The organism is Sphingorhabdus sp., assembly GCF_044239045.1.
GTDB lineage: Bacteria > Pseudomonadota > Alphaproteobacteria > Sphingomonadales > Sphingomonadaceae > Sphingorhabdus_B.
This window is the reverse complement of sequence record NZ_JBIICD010000007.1, coordinates 55,658-73,681: the sequence shown is the minus strand read 5'-3', so window position 1 is coordinate 73,681 and position 18,024 is coordinate 55,658. Positions and strand designations below refer to the sequence as shown.

Below are 18,024 nucleotides of genomic sequence, written 5' to 3'. Positions count from 1 at the left end.
ACCTCCTCTGCTTGCGACAATCGGCATTAAGCGCCATAACGATGCATATGGATACTGCGCTCAACTCCCATCCCGCATCCGAAACCCACACGGCACGCCCCGCCGCGTTGATCAACTGGCTGATGGGCGTCGCTGTGTTGGTCTTTGCGATGGTTGTTGTCGGCGGGATCACGCGGCTGACCGAATCGGGTTTATCGATCACTGAATGGAAACCTATTACCGGCACGCTTCCTCCACTCAGCGAGGCAGCCTGGATGTCGGAGTTTGAGAAATATAAGAAGATCCCCGAGTATACAGAGATTAACGGCCCTGCCGGTATGACAATGGCCGAATTCAAATTCATCTATTTCTGGGAATGGGTGCATCGCTTACTTGGGCGCGTCATTGGCTTGGCCTTTGCACTTCCTTTGGCATGGTTTTGGCTGAAGCAAGCTATTCCCGCAGGCTACAAGCCGCGTTTGCTCGCATTGTTGGCCTTGGGCGGGCTTCAGGGCACGATTGGCTGGTGGATGGTGTCATCGGGACTGTCGGCACGCACCGATGTCAGCCATTACCGCCTTGCTGTCCATTTGCTCACTGCTTTCATCATTCTTGGCGGACTGGTTTGGACTGCGCTTGATCTAAAGGCGCTGGTCAAAAACCCAGCTGCGAAGCCAGCGAGAATAACGTTCTTTACCGCGTCGGTTTTTGCTATCCTGTTTATCCAGATGCTATTTGGCGCGTGGGTCGCGGGCTTGCACGCGGGCTATGTGTCTAACACTTGGCCTTTGATGAACGACCGAGTGTATCCCGATGGCGTGGATACCGCCAAAGGCGTTTTCTATGCGTTGGTGAACGACCCCTATCTCACGCATTTTATCCATCGCTGGTGGGCGTGGGTCGCGGTGCTTGCCTTGATCTTGCTGGCGCGCCGCGTCAAAAAAACGGGCGCACGTAGCGCCTCTATCGCCATCCATAGTGCCTATGGCATTCAAATCATCTTGGGAATCGCGACCGTCATGACTGGCGTTAACATCGTGCTAGCAGTGTCGCATCAGGCAGTTGGCGCTTTGCTGGTCGCATCCACCGTTTGGGGCGCGCACATATTGGGTCGCGAAACGGCGTAACTTCGCGGATGGTATTATTATACCCGTCGTAAAACGCCTGCTTTTTCTTGACTAATGGGGCTTTCGTCGTCATTGGCACCGCTTCGCATGCGGATCAGTGATGATTCTGCATAACTACAAAATTTCGAAAGGTGCGATTAGCGATGAAAACGCTATCCAGAGTTACGAAATCGATCCGTCCACAGGACGTCGAGAAATCGTGGATCCTCATTGACGCAGAAGGTTTGGTTGTTGGCCGCGTGGCCAGCCTCATTGCCAACATCCTGCGTGGTAAGACCAAGCCAAGCTACACCCCACATGTCGATTGCGGCGACCATGTCATCGTCATCAATGCGGACAAGGTGAAGTTCACCGGCAAGAAATTGACCGACAAGGTCTATTATCGTCACACCGGTTACATCGGCGGTATCAAGGGTATCACTGCTGGCAAGGTGCTGGACAGCAAATTCCCTGAGCGCGTCCTTGAAAAGGCCGTTGAGCGCATGGTTCCACGCGGTCCTTTGGGTCGTGCGCAAATGCGCGCTTTGCATCTGTATAACGGCACCGAGCATCCGCATGCCGGTCAACAGCCAAAGACGCTCGACGTCGCTTCCATGAACCGTAAGAATAAGGTGGGTGCATAATGTCCGATACTGCAACTTCGCTCGCTGATCTCGAAACCTTGGGCGCCGACGTTCAAGCACCTGCACAGATCGCTGCTGTCATTCGTGAACAGGAAATCGATGCGCAAGGCCGCGCTTATGCAACTGGCCGCCGCAAGGATGCCGTCGCACGCGTTTGGTTGAAGCCTGGTACTGGCAAGATTGTCGTCAATGGCCGCGATCAGGAAATCTATTTCGCACGTCCTTCGTTGCGTCTCGTCATTAATCAGCCGTTCGGTGTGACCGAGCGTACTGGCCAATATGACGTCATCGCGACCGTCAAGGGCGGTGGTCTTTCAGGTCAAGCCGGCGCCGTAAAGCACGGTATCGCGCAAGCACTGTCGAAATATGAGCCAATGCTGCGTAGCGCCGTGAAATCGGAAGGCTTCCTGACCCGCGACAGCCGTGTGGTTGAACGTAAGAAATACGGCAAGGCCAAGGCGCGTAAGAGCTTCCAGTTCTCGAAACGTTAAACCGAACAGTCGTTTTTCCGAACAAAATCAAGGGCTTGCGAGAAATCGCGAGCCCTTTTTTATAGTCTTTTGAACAGAGTACCAAAGGTCGGTGTGTTTCCCGCTGGATGTTCCTTTTATGAACCGCAACCCTGTTAACTCAATTTTGGTTCACTATGCGCGCGGAAACTAGAGAATGGTTTTTTAACGTTTAATGCTGTCCAGAACAGATTTTAGCATATTCGCGATCTTCGCTATCAGCGGACGTTTCATCTGTTGCGCAATAGTTAGTTCGAATTCCGTCATTGGGGCAGGGTACATCGCTGATTTGATCACCGGAATAATCTCTTCTGCGTCTAATCCTAATTCTCGGCAGATGGATCGTGTAAAACCCAGCACATGCGACCGCCCCGGAAGCTTGCTGAATTCGCCCGCCTCGATATATTCAATAAATCGCGTTGAAATGGCAGTCTTTGCCGACAGCTTAGCAACTGACATTCTGCTCTTTTTTCTGGCACTCTGTATGCGCCGACCGATCGCCAATAAGGCAATTGTTGCGTCTTTTTGCTCCATATCCGCCACTAGGCTCGCCCCCACATCCCCAAGTCGTGGCGGGTAAATATTAAGCATGTGAATTCACAACAATCCACTTTGCCCAATTTGGGCATTGTGTTCAATTGGCGGCAATCGATTGATAGAGAAATTACGTTGGTATTTTTTCTATATAATTCTGAAGACCGCGGACTTTGGATACCAAAAAGTCCCGCAAATCCTTAGTGTAATCAGCGGCGTCCGTTTGTGCGGGTAGCGTGTATCCACCCTTAATTTTTTTCAAAAAACCTCTATTTGCTAAGTCTTCAAGTTTTCGCCGTGTTGTTTCTCGCCGCATGCCCAACCGTCGACAAACGAACTGAACGCTGACCGGAAATCGGAACTCATCCGGAATTGCGGGACCTTCAGCACCATAGGTTTTTAACAAATAACCGTCATGCCGAATTTCCCGAGTGCTTTCGGTCGTAACTACGCAAATAATGCTAATTTCTTCAGTTGAAAATCCATATTTTTCAACGCAGAATTGCATGAAATCACTTATGAATTCGACTACAAATGACGATATAAATCTGGTTGGTAATTCGTCCACAAAACCTCCATCCTCCCGCATCGGGATTTTGTAAAACCTGAACTTATCTTCCCGCGAACACGCTAGAAATCTGGCGACCCTTATTATCGTAAACGTAAATGTGGCTGCCTCTTCGAACGCTAACTGTGCTGGATGTATATCCTTTCAGTCCGTCATTCGGCCCAGTGCCCGCAAATACTGAGCACAGCTGTCGCTGTCCGGCGCCATAGACATAGACTTGACTGCCTCGTTGGACTGCTGTGACTATCTCGGACACACTTTACCCCCATCAATCAACGCTTGAATTAGAATGCGTTGAACCAAAGGGTTAAGCAAGCGAGGATGTTGGTCTAAGTCCTTTTTGATCCCTCCTCTGGTGGGATTATGATTTTTGTAGTGCTAAACTTTACGGCGACGCGCATGATAAACTAGGCGACCTACATGAAAAGGCGGCTCCGACGGGGCCGCCTTTTTTAATTGTGGGCTGGCGATTTCATTGGCACATATCTTAGATGATCAAATATATCGTTTTCGTTCTCGTCCTCGCCTTGGTTGCTTCTGGTATATGGTTCTGGAGCAAGACCGATCCACAAAAGCTCGATTTGGCAGACCGGGTTGCACCGGGCCTTGTGGAGTATCGCCAAGCCCCGCTGACAAGCATTGCCTATGGTGACGGCGCGCGACAGAAGCTTGATATTTACCTGCCCAAGCAAAACGCCGATAGCGGTTCTGCGGTGCTGATCTTTTTCCATGGCGGTTCGTGGCACGATGGCGAGCGCGAGGGCTACGGCTTTTTGGGTCGCGCCTTTGCCGCACGTGGCTTTGTCACGGTCATTGCCGATTATCGCAAGGCACCAAGCGTGCGCTTTCCAGCCTTTGTTCAAGATACAGCATCGGCGATTGCTTGGGTCCATGCCAATATTGTCAAATATGATGGCGACGCCGACCGTATCTTCGTAATGGGGCATAGTGCTGGCGCCCATATCGCCATGATGACGGCGCTTGACCCGCAATGGTTGGCTGCGAACAATCTCGCGCCGGATGTAATCAAAGGCGTGATAGGCCTTGCCGGGCCTTATGATTTCCTGCCGCTGACGACCGATTCGTCAAAATTTGCCTTAGGACAGTGGCCTGATCTGAAGGAAACGCAGCCGATCACTTATGCACGCGGCGATGCGCCGCCACTGCTGCTGTTAACAGGCGATAAGGACACCGTCGTGAAGCCCCGCAACAGCAAAATTCTATCCGAGGCAATCCAAGCGCTGGGCGGGCAGCAGCAGTTAAGGATTTATCCCGACGTCGACCACGCCGATATCATCATGGCTGTCGCGCGTCCGTTCCGTCAAAAGGCGCCCGTTGTATCGGATGTTGTGAACTTCATAAAAGCGCATAGTCCTGGTTAGAGTACGGCGTTTATTTTTTGGCCAAGGATCTTTTGGCGATATGAAATGATTAACAAACCCGCGTTGACGGTGGCCGCGGCAAGCATAGCAAAAGCCGCACCAACTTCGCCGTATATCGGCAATAGCCAGACGAGAAGAATTGCAACGATAATGGCTCCGGCTAAGCTGCACAACATAACGCGGCCAGCCTTTCCAGCAGTCAGCAGTGCAGGCTCTAACCCCAATGTCGCAAATTGCACCGCTGCTGCGGTACCCAAAATCATCACCAGCGGATAAGCGGCGACAAATTCTACGCCGAATAGCCAAACGATGATGGGCTTTCCTGCCAAACCGACAATAGCCAGCACAAGCATTGCCGCCACGCCTGAAACCTTCATCATCTTGCTCAACAAGATGCCTGCATCCTTTGAACCGCCTATGTGGGCGACCCGTGCATATTCAGTGAACAAGGCCATGGAAATGGCATCGCCAATACGCGCAAAAACCTGACCCAATTGATAACCAAGCCGGAAAAACCCAGCGGCAGCGGCGCCGACATAGACACCGACAATGACCGCAACCATTTGCTGGCTGGTCAGCTTAAAGCTTGAGCCAGCGTTTGACCACAAAGCGAATTTGCCGATGCCAGGAAAGCGGCTCTGGAAACTGCTCAGACGGGGCAAATTGCTCCACCGCAACGGCAGTTTAAGACGCCGCAAGACATTTATCCAAACGAAGATGGTCGGTACAAATTCCGACAGCAGCCAGATCGCTAGAAACCCCCATACCGTTGGTTGCGTCAATACCAATATGCCGGTACCCAAAAGGCGGATAATGGGGACAAGCATGTCCGGTACCGCCGCATCGCCAAAACGGTCGCTAATCCGCAATAGCCCCGTTGGCGTTGAGCGCGATGACAGTACGAGCAATGTCGTAAAGACGATGACGGCGATTGCCTCTTTATCTTCCCAGCCCTGATTGGCGGCAAGCACCCACGCGCCGAATATGGCTAAGACCAGCGCCAACGCGGCGCCAATCAGATCAAGAATTATACAGAACCACGTCAATTCCGCCAATTTTGCTTGCGCCCCGTCATGCACCAAATTTGTGCCGTAACGGATAAGGATTTGCCAAGTTTGGAATGATGTAAAACCCGCGATAAGCTGGGCAAAGCTGAAAATGAGCATGAATTTGCCGAAGTCCGCGGCACCCAGCGTCTGTGTGGAAACGGCAAGATAAATGAGGCTGAGAACAGCCGACAATGTTTTCGGCAGAAAAAGCCAGGCACCAGATCGCAATATGCGACGTCCACTTCCCTGTTTCTGCTCTGCCATCAAACGGACGCTCCCAATCAAATGGGGGACTAGTGCACTTCGCCTCCTAATCAAAGTCATGTCATTAAGTGCTGGCTAAAAAAGATGCTCCGCACTCAGATGTGAGCTGCTCAGCTTTTCGTATCTAAAACGCTTGCGGTTCGTGCGGTGCGCTCGTTTAAATGCGCTTTGTCTTTGGTAGATTGGTTGCCATAATTTGCCGCAAACGATATCGGCACTCCATGTTTATGAAGCCACACCAAAAACGGCCCGACGTAACCGGTAGCGCCCCTGTAATATTCCTGTTCAATCATGATGCGGGTCATCAGGTGGCGCATCTGGCGGGCATTGCAGGTGCGTTTGCGCTTCAGGCCAACGGGGTGCGTGCGGTCATTGCATTCGGCAGTGAGACAATCATGAAAGAGGTGCAGAAACTGTTGTCGCCCGAACAGATTGCTGCGTTGGAGTGGCAATCGCTGGCACTACCCGAAATGCTCAGGGCGCTTACTAAAGGCCTGAACAGGCTCTTACCCGTCCACCGCATCCTTCGCCTATATTGGCATAATGCGATTTTAAGAAAATCCTTAGCCATCGTGTCGACCGAACGGACGTGCCTTACCTTAAAGCGCCATTGGACCAAATTTCACGGCAAGGATCATTGCCCTGCCTTTGTCTGTGTACCCCACGGGTCGGGAGACCGGAATGTATCTGTCCATCCTGCATTCCGGAACTTTGATCTCTTGATAGTTAGCGGACAAAAGGTCGTGGACCAGATGGTGGAAGCAGGCGTTTCCACGCCAGAACGTTGCCGCATTATCGGATACGCCAAATTCGATATTTTGCAGGGGCGTACAGCAGAAAAATTCTTCGACAACGACAATCCGACTTTTTTATATAATCCTCATTTTGACCCGCATATGTCGAGCTGGTTCGACCATGGTGCCGATATATTGGAATATTTTTACCAGAATGCGGACCGGTTTAACCTGATCTTTGCTCCGCATGTGATGCTATTTTTCAAAAAAGTGCATATCTCGCCTGAATATCGCGTGACGCGTAAAAGGCCGGATATCGATCCGAAATATTATGACGCGCCCAATATCCGGATTGATGTCGACAGCGCGCGTTTGTTTGACATGAGCTACACGCTATCAGCCGACGTCTATATTGGCGATGTTTCAAGCCAGGTTTATGAATTTCTTTATCGCCCGCGTGCATGTTTTTTCATTGATACGCATAGCGCGCCATCGCCCGGGGCGATGCCAGAATATGATTTCTGGAATAATGGCCCGGTTGCGCGCTCTGCCAAGCAGTTACTACCGTTATTGCCGGATCATGCGGAGATTGCGCTGCAATATCGCACAGCTCAAGAGCAGCGCATGGCGTATACCGCCGATCAAAGCGACCCACGGCCCGCGTCCGAACGCGGCGCTGAAGCCATCAGCCATTTTGTCGAAGGCTTGAACACCATAGTTCCTGCTTAGGCCGGGGCCTATGGCCTGTTGGAAATGCCTTCTGCATGGCGAAAATCCAGACGGCCCCAATTCGCCCTTGCCGCAGCTTCTGCAAATTTTTTGGACGGATTTACCGCGTAACCTTCATCAGCGAAGTTTAGCGTCGGGCTGTCGCTGATATCGTCGGAGTAAAAGATGATGTGCGCATCCTTGCGGTCAATGGCTTGCTGCGAAAGCCATTCTTCGATCCGGCGTAATTTTTCGCCAGCATAACAATTTTCGCCTTCTATTTCGTGGGTGAGCGCGCCATCTGGTGTCAGGATATGGCGCGTGGCAATTACGGCGTGAAAATCCGCAAGGTTGCCGATTAATTTGGCGTAAAATTCCGGTGCAGCCGTTGCCAAAACAAGCATTGCGCCGCGCGCACGATCGGCATGCAAGCGCGCGATTGCTCCTGGTTGAAGGCCTTGGTTGAACACATTGTCCGCAAAGGATGCGGTAATTTCGGACAAGTTTGCAGGGCTGATTTCTCGCCCCATGAACATACGTACACCAAATTGTTTCAGTGGTTTGCGTCCATATAGGCGAAGCTTGTACCCGACCATCGCCATTATCCAAATTGGCAGCAAGGCTAGCCGAAAGGGCGCTGTCCGCCTTGCGTAATACAGCAGAAAACGCGTGAAGGTCGGACGGCGCGTAATGGTTTTGTCGAGATCATATATTGCAATATTCATATTTGGTCGCCAAGCCCCACCTGAAGGTACGCCACGAAAGTTGACGTTAGCCCCGATTTTGATGCGTTTAGGAGAAGCTGTTTGCAAGCGCAATGGACCTGCATCGTTCTTGCTGGACAGCGGCCCGGCCCTGATATGCTTGCCCAGCATTTTGGCCTTGAACGCAAGGCCTTAGTCCCAGTCTGCGGCGCGCCGATGATTTACCACGTTGTCCGCACGCTCCATGTATCACCGCACATCGGTAAAATCGTTATATTGTCGCAAGAAATAGAGCATTTGCGCCCTGCCGTTGACGCCGCTGGCGGCGCCATTTTGGTGGAAAGCCAGAACAGCATTTCATTGAGCATCAAAGCGCAGGCCGAGACACTGGGGTTTTCTGCGCCATTATTGGTGACCACAGCGGACCATCCCTTGTTGACCGTGGAAATGATCGACGAATTTATACGCAATGCGGATGGGGATCTTGCGGTCGCGATGGTTGAACGGCAAAATATGTTGAAGAAGTTTCCGGATGCGCAGCGCACTTGGCTTCGCTTTTCAGACGGAGCTTGGTCCGGCGCCAATCTTTTTGGGCTGATGTCTCAAAAATCATCGCTGGCGCTCGATTTATGGGTCGATGCCGAGCAAGACCGAAAAAAGGCGTGGCGGCTGTTCCTGCATTTTGGTCTGCTTTTGGCGGCGCGTGCGCTTACCCGATCCATCGGTTTGAATCAGGCTATGGCGAAGGCTGGGAAACGGCTTGGTCTAAAAGCTAAATTGGTTTCCTTAACCGACCCCGTTGCTGCCATAGATGTCGACAAGCTTAGCGATCATGTGCTTGCAGAAAACATAATGGCGAAACGCGCAGCGCAGAGCGGCGATACTGCCGCGGGCTGATTAACGGCCCATTTTCTTTTGCCGACGACGCTGCACCGACGAACCAATGCCCATGGCTTCACGATATTTGGCGACTGTCCGGCGGGCAATGTCAAAGCCCTTTGCCGTCAGCAGTTCAACCAGAGTATCGTCCGACAGGATTTTATCACTCTCGGCTTCAATTAGCGAATTGATATGGCTTTTGACCGCTTCGGCAGATGCGCCTTCGCCATCGGCCGACTGAACGCCTGACGAAAAGAAATATTTGAGGTCAAAAAGCCCGCGTCCGCAGTGCAGATATTTGTTACTCGTCACTCGGCTAACGGTCGATTCATGCATCTCAATCGCATCGGCGACCTGGCGCAGTGTCAGGGGCCGTAAGTGCGCAACACCGCGCCGGAAAAACCCCTCTTGCTGCTTCACGATTTCGGTCGCGACCTTGACAATAGTACGTTGCCGTTGGTCCATGGCCTTAATCAACCAATTGGCATCCGCCATGCAATCGCTGAGCCACGCCTTGGTCGCTTTGTCCTGCCCAAGCTCGGCCACATAGTTACGGTTGATTAGCAAGCGGGGCAGGTTGGCGCTGTTCAATTCAATCGACCAACCATCGCCAATTGGTGTCACATAGATATCCGGTGTCACCGCCATACTTTCCTCGCTTTCGAAACGGCACCCCGGCTTTGGATCATAGCCGCGCAGTTCCATTAACATATCGCGTAAATCTTCGTCATCGACGCGGCATATCCGCTTCAGCTGGTCAAAAGCACCCCTGGCCACCAAATCGAGATTGTCGATCAGCCTTGCCATGCATGGGTCATAGCGGTCCGCATCCTTGGCCTGAAGCGCAAGACACTCGGCAAGATTGCGTGCGCCAATCCCGGTGGGATCAAAGCGTTGAAGCTCGGACAGCGCAGCTTCTGCTTCGGCTAAGCGCACGCCAAGCCTCTGCGCCATTGCCAGCAAATCCTCACCCACATAGCCTGTGGGTTCAATATGTTCGATAATCTGTTGAACGAGAAAAAGCTGGCGACCCGAAAGGCTTGCACCCGCCTGTGCCATTAAATGTTCGCGCAAATTAACGTCGCGTGCGGCAAAGCTTTCGAAATCAGGGCCGTCGCCGTCAAAGCCGCTGCTGGACATGGCGTTGCCCGATAGGCCAAGCATTCCGTCTGCGCCGCCCACGCTGTCGGATGGCGCATCATGGTGGAAGGTCTCTGCGCTGAAATCGACGTCAAGCGCGTCGGAAGCGGCATGGCTGTCATTGCTTAATATCTCGTCACTGCCACGTTCATTGCTCTCGGCAATCGTGGCGCTTGTTAACTCATCAAGCGGGATGTCGGATATGGAATCGCTGCCGCCCGCATCAAGCAACGGGTTGCGTTCGACCTCTTCGGCGATGAAGGCCTCTATTTCGAGCGACGAAAGCGCGAGCAGCTTTATTGCTTGTTGAAGCTGCGGCGTCATGACCAGCGACTGGCTTTGGCGAAGGTCGAGGCGCGGAGCTAATGTCATGACGTTAGGTTTCCGTCATTTCCTCCACATTACATTGCAAAGCTTTCGCCCAAATATAGGCGGCGGACATTGGGATCGGCGACCAACGCCTCTGGTGATCCGGCAAATAGGACCTGCCCGCCGTAAATGATGCACGCACGGTCAACGATATCCAGTGTTTCACGAACATTATGGTCGGTGATCAGCACACCAATTCCACGTGTCTTGAGTTCCTTCACAAGATCGCGAATGTCGGAGATCGAAATCGGGTCAATGCCGGCAAAGGGTTCGTCGAGCAGCATGATCGACGGGTTTGCGGCCAGTGCGCGGGCGATTTCGCACCGCCGCCGCTCGCCGCCGGACAAGGCCATGGCAGGCGCGCTACGCAAACGGGTCAGGCCAAATTCGTCCAGCAGTTTTTCCAACCGCTCGCCGCGCGATTCTGGGTCGGGTTCCGACATTTCGAGAACCGCGCTGATATTCTGCTCAACAGTCATCCCGCGAAAAATGGACGTTTCCTGGGGTAGATAGCCAAGCCCCAAAATGGCACGGCGATACATTGGCAGCGTGGTGATGTCCGCGCCATCCAGCGTAATGCGGCCGCTATCGGGTTTAACCAGCCCCATGATTGAGTAAAAACAGGTCGTCTTACCCGCACCATTGGGCCCCAGCAGACCAACTACTTCGCCCTTTGCCACGGACAGCGAAACATCGGTCAAAACGGCCCGCTTGTCATAGCTTTTGGCGATGGACACAACGCCTAGCCCTGATTGCATACCCGCATCGGTAGTTGCATCAGCAGCAGGTGGGGTTGCCATTATGCTTTCCATTTTCAATCTTCGCCCGCAATGATGCTTTTGATTTATATATAATATCTATTGAATAGCGAAGCATTTTGCAATTGGCATGATTCATGCTTCGTTGGATTGTTTACAGTTTCAGCTTTTTCAGCGTTAGCCCAAACCTACTTTTTGCGTTGCGGCACGCTGAAGGTGCCAGTGACGCGGCCACCCGAATGTGTTGTATTAGCCGCCCCGCCTCCGTTGATTGTTGAGCGTCCTGAGTTCAGATCAATGATCAAACGTCCGCCAGTGAGGCGATTATTGCCTTGCACAAGGTTCACATTGCCGATCAGCGTGATTAGGCTGGAATCCAGATCATAAATGGCAGAGCTGCTGGTTGCGCGCAGGTCATCCTTAGAGATCATGACGCCGCCGGTGGCATCCAGGCGGTTCACATCAACGCCGTTATTGCTGGAATAGGCTGCGGTCACGCGATTTGCCTTCAGCGTAAGCCCTGCCTGCATTGCCGTCACGCCACCAGACAACACCACTCGGTCTGCGCGGTCTTGCAACTCCATAGAAGCTGCCGAAAAATCGACAGGGGCGTTGCTATCATGATTGCGAATACTTTGCGCCGTCGAAGCCGAGGACAGCATGCCCATGCCAGCAATCGCGGCGCACATGCCAAGGGAGAGAGAACGAATAGTCATTGCCCGCTCACTTAATCGCATTCTGATCGATACGCAAACGAACGCCGCCATCCAGTCGTACAATACGCGTGTCGAGGTCGGCGCGCAGGCGTTCCGCGTGGAAGGTGCCAACTTTTGTCCGGCCGCTAACAGGACCAAAGCTTTGCATCGAACGATCTTTCAACGATAGCTCCACATTGCTGGCGACCATGTCATAGCCTGCCGATTCAAAAGCCAAGGGGCCATTCACGCGCATCGTTTCTTTGTTAAGGTTATAAACGCCGTGCTGCGCAACGATGGACGCTGGTCCGTCATTCAACATTATCCGGCCCGATAATGATGTCATGTCCAACACAGGGTCGGCAGACGTTTTTTGCACAGCGCTTCCTGCGCGCAAGGAAAAAGGGCGGCCTTTGCTGTCATCGCCGCGATACAATGCCTCGACGACGCGCAGCCGTTCGCGCGACAGGTCTACTTCATCCTTGTTCAGAACGAAGCTCAATTCCTGTTTGCCGGTAAAGGGGCTGAATGCCAGCAGCGCTACCAACAGGCCAATGACGATGGGCAACACAACGCGTAGCGCGCGGATCAGGCGATCGTGCTGCCCGTCTGGCATAGCCCAGCGTTGCCTTTGTGTGCGTTCAAGATCGGCTTGTGCGGACATGATCGATGCTTAACCAGATCGAACCTTAACTGTGCCCGAATATGTCTATTTCTGGCCAGCCCGCAAGATCAAGGTCTGCGCGGTGCGGCAGAAAGTCAAAACATGCCTGCGCCAAGGCGGTGCGGCCTTCGCGTTCTAGGCGGATAACAAATTCGGCATGCAGGCGGTGAAGATAGCGAACATCGCTTGCGGCATAATCCTTTTGTGCTTCGGATAGCACGGGGCCACCCCAATCACTGGATTGCTGCTGTTTGGAAATGTCGGTCGACAGTATTTCCTTAACCAATTCTTTCAAACCATGGCGATCCGTATATGTCCGGGTCAGGCGTGAGGCGATTTTCGTACAGAACAACGGCGTCGCGACAACATTCAAATAATGCGAAATCGCGGCCAGATCGAATCGGGCATAATGAAACAATTTGAGGCGTGCAGGATCGGCAAGAACGGCACGCAAATTAGGCGCTTTATAATCGCTGTCCCGGCTAAAGCGGATCAGATGTTCGTCCCCGCGGCCATCGGAAATCTGCAACAGGCAAAGCCGGTCGCGTGGGGTAATCAACCCCATGGTTTCAGTGTCAACGGCCACAGGACCCTCGGCCAGTACGCCTGCGGGCAGGTCTTCTTCATGCAAATAAACGCTCATGCTTGCCCCTTGCCTGACAGTGCCGTCCAAGGCAAATGAAAGTACAGTTACGACACAGCGAATTTCGCCAACAATATTTGCTATCGCGTCACATTTTATTACGATATAGAAGTGTGTCGCGTAATCACCAACGGTTACGCTTGTGACGTGCAGTACAGTCGCCCTCGACTGCATAACATAGTGGTTTAGGGCGATGAGAAGGCAAGCAAGAAGTTATGGGTTTTGATCGCAAGCGTGCTGGCAAGGGCCGGGACAAAAGAGACGGTTTCGGTGATGAAAGCTACGATGGCTATCGCGCGCCATCCCCCTATCAAAGTGATTTTGGTGGCGGCCGTTCAGGCGGCGGTGGATTTGGCGGCGGCGGTAATGGCGGCGGCGGTGGAGGTGGAGGTGGCTTTGGTGCCCCGCGCCGTGGCCCTGGTGGCCCACCAATGCCCGCGCAAGTCATTGGTTCCGGCAAAGGAATCGTCAAGTTTTTCAATGGTCAAAAAGGCTTTGGCTTCATTCAGGTAGATGATCGTCCCGACGACGTCTTCGTGCATATCAGCGCTGTCGAGCAAGCTGGCTTGGCCGGCCTTGCCGAGGGCCAGCCGCTAGAATTCCAACTGGTGGAACGTGGTGGTAAAGTGTCGGCGACCGATCTCGTGATCGACGGTGAACCTATGCCCGTCAGCGAACGCGCTCCGCGCCCTGACCGTCCAGCGTTTGACCGTGACCGTGGACCGCGCGGTGATGATCGCGGCGGCTTCCGTGGCGGTGATCGCGACTCGGCCGCACGTGGTCCGCAGCGCGAATCGACTGGCGAACGGGCCAACGGTACCGTGAAGTTCTTCAATGACATGAAGGGTTTTGGTTTCGTACAGCGTGACGATGGCGGCGAAGATGTCTTTGTACATATTTCGGCGCTTGAGCGTTCGGGCATGGGGCAAGTGACTCAGGGCGACCGTTTGTCCTTCGACATCGAAATCGACCGTCGTGGCAAATATTCTGCAACAAACTTGAGCGCGCTGTCCGAATAAGTGCTGTTCTGAATTTCAAAAAGGGCGGGTGAAGCAATAGGCTTCTCCCGCCCTTTTTTATATGTTCTTATGCGTTACCTATCGTGGCTGCCAGAAACCAAGCGCGTTGCTCGGCTTGGTCGGTCCAATCGTCAAGTAGCCCGTCGGTGGCATTGTCACCCGCCTCGTCGGCAAAATCCTTGGCGGCCTTTAACGCTGTGATCAGCGTTTCATTGTCCGCGTGCAGTTCCTTCAGCATCATTGCTGCATCGGTCGACGTCGAATCATGGTCCTTAATCCGCTGTGTTGCGGCGATCGAACCGATCGAGGTCAGTGTATACTGACCCAATTTGCGCACGCGTTCGGCCACAAGATCGGTCGTCGCGATCAGCTCTGTCGCTTGTTCGTCAAACAGCAGATGATATTCGCGAAAATTCGGTCCAGTGATATGCCAGTGAAAATTCTTGGTTTTCAGATATAGCGCGTAATAATCGGCCAGTAGGGCGTTTAACGCTTCGGCCAACGCCTTTTTGCTATTGTCGCCAGATTCCATCGCACTTCTCCTATATTGGGGGGAACTTTATATATAGGAATGACGAGGTCAATTTCCAACATATGGGGTCTGTGGCTAGCTGAACGCGTTCCGCATAAGGTTGTGGTGTATTACCGGAATGCTGCCATGCGGCATTCTAGCTTATGGACTTGACTTTTCACTTGCGAATCCGCATTGGCCGCCGTCTGTGAACGGCGCAGCTTTTTGCTCCGCAGTTTTTTACGAAATTATTTGAACAAAAGGAATGGGCCATGGCGAAGCCAGCCACGATCAAGATCAAGCTGCTCAGCACTGCTGACACGGGCTTCTTCTACGTGACCAAGAAAAATCCGCGTAACATCACGGAAAAGATGACGTTCCGCAAATATGACCCCGTCGTGCGCAAGCATGTCGAGTTCAAGGAAGCCAAAATCAAGTAAGCCAACGCGCTGCTTGAACTTTGATCGATCAGGGCGCTTCGGGCGCCCTTTTTGATTCTGGCAACATGATTGCCTGATTTCTGCTATCGACCGCAACACTGCTGCCCTAAAGGTCATCACCTTTTTATCCATACAGACCTTTTCCCGCTTTGCGTTCAGCCATGCCTTGGCTTAAGCGATGGCCATGCATGAAACAAACGACACGTCAGACGCATCGGCTATGGCGTTCCAGGCATTGGCTTGGGCGTTGATGGAAGAATCACGAGCGGAGCGATTATTGTCGCTCACTGGCCTCACACCCGAGGGTTTACGCGGCAGCGTTATGGACCGGAGTACTCAGGCGGCGATCTTGTCGTTTTTGGAGGCGTATGAGCCTGACCTTATCGCGTGCGCGGCGGTCATTGGTGTCTCACCCTCCTTATTGGTGCACGCACGGCAGGAGTTGGAAGCATGAGCGTTATTGGTCCTCGGCCATTGCTGATTTCGGATTGCGATGAAGTGTTGTTGCACATGATCGTCCCTTTTCGCGACTGGCTTGATGACGCACACCATATCCATTTCGACCTCGTCCATGGTGACTGGGGTGAGGCACTGCGCCACAAGCATGATGGCAATATTGTCGAGCGCGGTCAGGTTTGGGATTTGCTTAACGGATTTTTCGATACCGAAATGCACCGGCAACAGGCAATTGATGGCGCGGTAGAAAGTATCAACCGCTTACGTGAGCATGCCGATGTCGTTATCCTCACCAATTTGCTTGATCACCGTGCAGGACCGCGGACCGAGCAGTTGAAGGCCGTAGGCATCGACGCGCCAGTCTATTGTAACCAGGGTGGCAAAGGTGAGGCGCTTGGACGGATTCTCGAAGAATATCGGCCAAGCGTTGCTGTATTCGTCGACGATCTCGGGCACCAGCATGAGTCCGTTGGCGAACAGCACCCCGATGTATGGCGTTTGCATTTTGTCGGTGAGCCTTTGCTGTGGGATCGCGTGAAACCTTCGCAATCAGCGCATGCACGGCTAGACCGCTGGGCCGACGCGGAAGTTTGGATTAGGGAGCGGCTGGTTGCGAATGCGCCAGCGCCCACATTGGAAAAGGTAGCATCATGATAGAAGCAAAATTGGCCGAACTCGGTATTACTCTCCCTGCGCCTGCCGCGCCGGTCGCGTCTTATGTGCCTGCTGTCGAAGCGAACGGCATGCTGTTCATTTCGGGGCAGTTACCGTTTGTCGATGGCAAGGTTGTCACTGGCAAAGTCGGCGATACGCGTAGCCTTGAAGATGGAAAGGCAGCTGCCAAAGCGTGCGCAGTCATGCTCATTGCGCAGATGAAAGCAGCCCTCGGCGGCGACCTCGACCGCGTGGAACGGATCGTCAAGCTTGGCGTATTTGTAGCCTCGACCCCTGATTTCACCGATCAACCTGAGGCCGCAAACGGCGCATCGGACCTGATGGAAGCAGTATTCGGCGACGCAGGCAAGCATGCACGTGCCGCCGTCTCCGTGCCTGTATTGCCACGCGATGCAACGGTCGAAATCGACTGCGTTGTGAAGGTCCGCGCGGCTTAATGACCGACGGCGTCACCGCCGAACTCTTAAGCAAAGTCAGCGAGATTTCCGCGGACCAGTGGGATGCGCTGAACCCGCGCGGCAATCCGTTTGTCAGTCATGCGTTTCTGTCGGCGCTTGAGCAATCGGGAAGCGTTGGTCCGGGCACGGGATGGTCGCCAGCGCCAGTCGTCATTCGTGATGCGGGTGGCGTTCCGGTGGCGGCGCTTCCAGCTTATCTCAAGACACATAGCCAAGGCGAATATGTGTTCGACCAACATTGGGCGGATGCGTTTCATCGGGCTGGCGGGCAATATTATCCCAAGTTGCAGATCGCCGCGCCATTTTCGCCCGTGCCGGGGCCGCGATTGTTAGTGCGTGATCCGGCGATGGCTTTGCCGATCTTGCGGGCGGCGGAAGCAGTGGTGGACCAGAATGGCCTGTCTTCCGCACATGCGACTTTTGTGGAGGAAGCCGAGCTGGCACAATTTCGCGCGGCAGGATGGTTGACGCGGGTCGGTGCGCAATTTCATTGGCAGAACCGGGACTATACCGATTTTGAAGGGTTTCTGGGTGCCTTATCGTCGCGTAAACGCAAGGCCATCCGCAAGGAACGTGCAGGTGCGCAAGAGGCCGTCCGCATAGAACAAATTTCTGGTGCGGATATCGCGCCCGAACATTGGGATGCGTTCTGGATATTCTATCAGGATACTGGCACGCGCAAATGGGGCACGCCCTATCTGACCCGAGCGTTTTTCGACATCATCGGCGACACTATGCGTGACAGCATCGTCTTGTTTCTGGCGTTTGACGCTGACCGACCAATTGCTGGCGCACTCAACTTTGTCGGGCCCGATTGCCTATATGGCCGCTATTGGGGATGCACCAATGAAGTTCCCTTTTTGCATTTTGAACTCTGTTATTATCAAGCGATTGATTATGCCATCGCCCATGGCCTCGCCCGTGTGGAGGCGGGGGCGCAAGGCGAACATAAATTGGCGCGCGGTTATGAGGCGGTGCCGACTTATTCCGCCCATTATATCGCAAATGAAGGATTCCGCGCGGCAGTAGCCGATTTTCTGGAACGCGAAACACAGGCCATGGAACGCGAAATTGAATTTTTAGGCGACATGGCCCCCTTCAAGAAGGGCTAATCCTAGGCAATCCGGTGAGGATTT

22 protein-coding genes are annotated in these 18,024 nt (G+C 53.3%); 12 read left to right on the top strand and 10 right to left on the bottom strand.

Going from position 1 to position 18,024, the window contains the following annotated elements; translation table 11 throughout:
• The first annotated feature begins 47 nt into the window (after nt 1–47).
• From ACILP4_RS04415 to rpsI, 3 genes are all read left to right on the top strand, one after another.
• Entirely contained in the window at nt 48–1,106 is a 1,059-nt protein-coding gene (locus ACILP4_RS04415) for a COX15/CtaA family protein (RefSeq protein ID WP_395619575.1), read from the top strand.
• Nucleotides 1,107–1,249: 143 nt separating this feature from the next.
• Complete coding sequence (gene rplM / locus ACILP4_RS04410) at nt 1,250–1,729, top strand: 50S ribosomal protein L13 (protein WP_395619534.1); 480 nt, start codon at nt 1,250–1,252, stop codon at nt 1,727–1,729.
• Nucleotides 1,729–2,220: a 30S ribosomal protein S9 gene (gene rpsI, locus ACILP4_RS04405; protein WP_295496862.1), complete on the top strand. Its 492-nt coding sequence runs from the start codon at nt 1,729–1,731 to the stop codon at nt 2,218–2,220. Before rplM ends, rpsI begins: the two co-directional genes overlap by 1 nt.
• A gap of 183 nt (nt 2,221–2,403) precedes the next feature.
• On the opposite strand, the gene ACILP4_RS04400 is transcribed toward rpsI, so the two are convergent.
• Entirely contained in the window at nt 2,404–2,829 is a 426-nt protein-coding gene (locus ACILP4_RS04400) for a helix-turn-helix domain-containing protein (protein ID WP_395619533.1), read from the bottom strand.
• Nucleotides 2,830–2,902: 73 nt separating this feature from the next.
• Nucleotides 2,903–3,340 carry a DeoR family transcriptional regulator gene (locus ACILP4_RS04395; protein ID WP_395619532.1) on the bottom strand — a complete coding sequence of 146 codons (438 nt, stop codon included), beginning with the start codon at nt 3,338–3,340 and terminating at the stop codon, nt 2,903–2,905.
• Between the two features lie 491 nt (nt 3,341–3,831).
• Between ACILP4_RS04395 and ACILP4_RS04390 the strand changes: the two genes are divergently transcribed.
• The gene (locus ACILP4_RS04390; RefSeq protein ID WP_395619531.1) at nt 3,832–4,722 is read left to right on the top strand and encodes an alpha/beta hydrolase; all 891 of its coding nucleotides are present in this window, start codon (nt 3,832–3,834) and stop codon (nt 4,720–4,722) included.
• Here ACILP4_RS04390 and ACILP4_RS04385 read toward each other — a convergent pair.
• Nucleotides 4,719–6,035: a lipopolysaccharide biosynthesis protein gene (locus ACILP4_RS04385; RefSeq protein WP_395619530.1), complete on the bottom strand. Its 1,317-nt coding sequence runs from the start codon at nt 6,033–6,035 to the stop codon at nt 4,719–4,721. The two genes, ACILP4_RS04390 and ACILP4_RS04385, sit on opposite strands and share 4 nt — an antisense overlap.
• A gap of 227 nt (nt 6,036–6,262) precedes the next feature.
• On the opposite strand from ACILP4_RS04385, the gene ACILP4_RS04380 reads away from it, so the two are divergent.
• Entirely contained in the window at nt 6,263–7,498 is a 1,236-nt protein-coding gene (locus ACILP4_RS04380; RefSeq protein WP_395619529.1) for a hypothetical protein, read from the top strand.
• A gap of 8 nt (nt 7,499–7,506) precedes the next feature.
• Here ACILP4_RS04380 and ACILP4_RS04375 read toward each other — a convergent pair whose 3' ends face one another.
• Nucleotides 7,507–8,202, bottom strand: a complete 696-nt coding sequence (locus tag ACILP4_RS04375; RefSeq protein ID WP_395619528.1) for an HAD family hydrolase — start codon at nt 8,200–8,202, stop codon at nt 7,507–7,509.
• A gap of 81 nt (nt 8,203–8,283) precedes the next feature.
• Here ACILP4_RS04375 and ACILP4_RS04370 point away from each other — a divergent pair, with 81 nt between their 5' ends.
• Nucleotides 8,284–9,078: an NTP transferase domain-containing protein gene (locus ACILP4_RS04370; RefSeq protein ID WP_395619527.1), complete on the top strand. Its 795-nt coding sequence runs from the start codon at nt 8,284–8,286 to the stop codon at nt 9,076–9,078.
• Here ACILP4_RS04370 and rpoN read toward each other — a convergent pair whose 3' ends face one another.
• The 5 genes from rpoN to ACILP4_RS04345 form a co-directional block, all read right to left on the bottom strand.
• Nucleotides 9,079–10,572 carry an RNA polymerase factor sigma-54 gene (gene rpoN / locus ACILP4_RS04365; protein ID WP_395619526.1) on the bottom strand — a complete coding sequence of 498 codons (1,494 nt, stop codon included), beginning with the start codon at nt 10,570–10,572 and terminating at the stop codon, nt 9,079–9,081.
• A 29-nt stretch (nt 10,573–10,601) separates the two neighbouring features.
• Nucleotides 10,602–11,369, bottom strand: a complete 768-nt coding sequence (gene lptB, locus ACILP4_RS04360) for an LPS export ABC transporter ATP-binding protein (protein WP_395619525.1) — start codon at nt 11,367–11,369, stop codon at nt 10,602–10,604.
• 146 nt (nt 11,370–11,515) lie between these two features.
• Nucleotides 11,516–12,043 (bottom strand): LptA/OstA family protein, encoded by a 528-nt coding sequence (locus ACILP4_RS04355; protein WP_395619524.1) that lies wholly within the window; start codon nt 12,041–12,043, stop codon nt 11,516–11,518.
• A 7-nt stretch (nt 12,044–12,050) separates the two neighbouring features.
• Nucleotides 12,051–12,686, bottom strand: a complete 636-nt coding sequence (locus ACILP4_RS04350) for an LPS export ABC transporter periplasmic protein LptC (RefSeq protein WP_395619523.1) — start codon at nt 12,684–12,686, stop codon at nt 12,051–12,053.
• Nucleotides 12,687–12,711: 25 nt separating this feature from the next.
• Nucleotides 12,712–13,329 (bottom strand): ribonuclease D, encoded by a 618-nt coding sequence (locus tag ACILP4_RS04345; RefSeq protein WP_395619522.1) that lies wholly within the window; start codon nt 13,327–13,329, stop codon nt 12,712–12,714.
• Between the two features lie 215 nt (nt 13,330–13,544).
• Between ACILP4_RS04345 and ACILP4_RS04340 the strand changes: the two genes are divergently transcribed.
• Nucleotides 13,545–14,348 (top strand): cold-shock protein, encoded by an 804-nt coding sequence (locus ACILP4_RS04340; protein ID WP_395619521.1) that lies wholly within the window; start codon nt 13,545–13,547, stop codon nt 14,346–14,348.
• A 67-nt stretch (nt 14,349–14,415) separates the two neighbouring features.
• Here the strand turns inward: ACILP4_RS04340 and ACILP4_RS04335 are convergent, their stop codons facing one another.
• Nucleotides 14,416–14,880: a Dps family protein gene (locus ACILP4_RS04335; protein WP_395619520.1), complete on the bottom strand. Its 465-nt coding sequence runs from the start codon at nt 14,878–14,880 to the stop codon at nt 14,416–14,418.
• A gap of 251 nt (nt 14,881–15,131) precedes the next feature.
• Here ACILP4_RS04335 and rpmG point away from each other — a divergent pair, with 251 nt between their 5' ends.
• The 5 genes from rpmG (at nt 15,132) to ACILP4_RS04310 (ending at nt 18,000) form a co-directional block, all read left to right on the top strand.
• Nucleotides 15,132–15,299 carry a 50S ribosomal protein L33 gene (rpmG, locus tag ACILP4_RS04330; protein WP_125229418.1) on the top strand — a complete coding sequence of 56 codons (168 nt, stop codon included), beginning with the start codon at nt 15,132–15,134 and terminating at the stop codon, nt 15,297–15,299.
• Nucleotides 15,300–15,483: 184 nt separating this feature from the next.
• The gene (locus tag ACILP4_RS04325; RefSeq protein WP_395619519.1) at nt 15,484–15,753 is read left to right on the top strand and encodes a DUF3572 family protein; all 270 of its coding nucleotides are present in this window, start codon (nt 15,484–15,486) and stop codon (nt 15,751–15,753) included.
• The gene (locus ACILP4_RS04320) at nt 15,750–16,409 is read left to right on the top strand and encodes an HAD family hydrolase (protein ID WP_395619518.1); all 660 of its coding nucleotides are present in this window, start codon (nt 15,750–15,752) and stop codon (nt 16,407–16,409) included. Before ACILP4_RS04325 ends, ACILP4_RS04320 begins: the two co-directional genes overlap by 4 nt.
• Nucleotides 16,403–16,867 (top strand): RidA family protein, encoded by a 465-nt coding sequence (locus ACILP4_RS04315; protein ID WP_395619574.1) that lies wholly within the window; start codon nt 16,403–16,405, stop codon nt 16,865–16,867. The genes ACILP4_RS04320 and ACILP4_RS04315 overlap by 7 nt, the downstream gene beginning before the upstream one ends.
• Nucleotides 16,867–18,000, top strand: coding sequence for a GNAT family N-acetyltransferase (locus tag ACILP4_RS04310; RefSeq protein ID WP_395619517.1), 1,134 nt, complete (start codon nt 16,867–16,869; stop codon nt 17,998–18,000). The genes ACILP4_RS04315 and ACILP4_RS04310 overlap by 1 nt, the downstream gene beginning before the upstream one ends.
• Nucleotides 18,001–18,024 lie beyond the last annotated feature (24 nt).

What these genes read in the sequence shown, in the direction of transcription:
- ACILP4_RS04415 (WP_395619575.1), top strand. Translation starts at nt 48, where the DNA reads ATGGATACTGCGCTCAACTCCCATCCCGCATCCGAAACCCACACGGCA.
- rplM (WP_395619534.1), top strand. Translation starts at nt 1,250, where the DNA reads ATGAAAACGCTATCCAGAGTTACGAAATCGATCCGTCCACAGGACGTC.
- rpsI (WP_295496862.1), top strand. Translation starts at nt 1,729, where the DNA reads ATGTCCGATACTGCAACTTCGCTCGCTGATCTCGAAACCTTGGGCGCC.
- ACILP4_RS04400 (WP_395619533.1), bottom strand. Translation starts at nt 2,829, where the DNA reads ATGCTTAATATTTACCCGCCACGACTTGGGGATGTGGGGGCGAGCCTA.
- ACILP4_RS04390 (WP_395619531.1), top strand. Translation starts at nt 3,832, where the DNA reads ATGATCAAATATATCGTTTTCGTTCTCGTCCTCGCCTTGGTTGCTTCT.
- ACILP4_RS04385 (WP_395619530.1), bottom strand. Translation starts at nt 6,035, where the DNA reads ATGGCAGAGCAGAAACAGGGAAGTGGACGTCGCATATTGCGATCTGGT.
- ACILP4_RS04380 (WP_395619529.1), top strand. Translation starts at nt 6,263, where the DNA reads ATGAAGCCACACCAAAAACGGCCCGACGTAACCGGTAGCGCCCCTGTA.
- ACILP4_RS04375 (WP_395619528.1), bottom strand. Translation starts at nt 8,202, where the DNA reads ATGAATATTGCAATATATGATCTCGACAAAACCATTACGCGCCGTCCG.
- rpoN (WP_395619526.1), bottom strand. Translation starts at nt 10,572, where the DNA reads ATGACATTAGCTCCGCGCCTCGACCTTCGCCAAAGCCAGTCGCTGGTC.
- lptB (WP_395619525.1), bottom strand. Translation starts at nt 11,369, where the DNA reads ATGGCAACCCCACCTGCTGCTGATGCAACTACCGATGCGGGTATGCAA.
- ACILP4_RS04355 (WP_395619524.1), bottom strand. Translation starts at nt 12,043, where the DNA reads ATGACTATTCGTTCTCTCTCCCTTGGCATGTGCGCCGCGATTGCTGGC.
- ACILP4_RS04350 (WP_395619523.1), bottom strand. Translation starts at nt 12,686, where the DNA reads ATGTCCGCACAAGCCGATCTTGAACGCACACAAAGGCAACGCTGGGCT.
- ACILP4_RS04345 (WP_395619522.1), bottom strand. Translation starts at nt 13,329, where the DNA reads ATGAGCGTTTATTTGCATGAAGAAGACCTGCCCGCAGGCGTACTGGCC.
- ACILP4_RS04340 (WP_395619521.1), top strand. Translation starts at nt 13,545, where the DNA reads ATGGGTTTTGATCGCAAGCGTGCTGGCAAGGGCCGGGACAAAAGAGAC.
- ACILP4_RS04335 (WP_395619520.1), bottom strand. Translation starts at nt 14,880, where the DNA reads ATGGAATCTGGCGACAATAGCAAAAAGGCGTTGGCCGAAGCGTTAAAC.
- rpmG (WP_125229418.1), top strand. Translation starts at nt 15,132, where the DNA reads ATGGCGAAGCCAGCCACGATCAAGATCAAGCTGCTCAGCACTGCTGAC.
- ACILP4_RS04325 (WP_395619519.1), top strand. Translation starts at nt 15,484, where the DNA reads ATGCATGAAACAAACGACACGTCAGACGCATCGGCTATGGCGTTCCAG.
- ACILP4_RS04320 (WP_395619518.1), top strand. Translation starts at nt 15,750, where the DNA reads ATGAGCGTTATTGGTCCTCGGCCATTGCTGATTTCGGATTGCGATGAA.
- ACILP4_RS04310 (WP_395619517.1), top strand. Translation starts at nt 16,867, where the DNA reads ATGACCGACGGCGTCACCGCCGAACTCTTAAGCAAAGTCAGCGAGATT.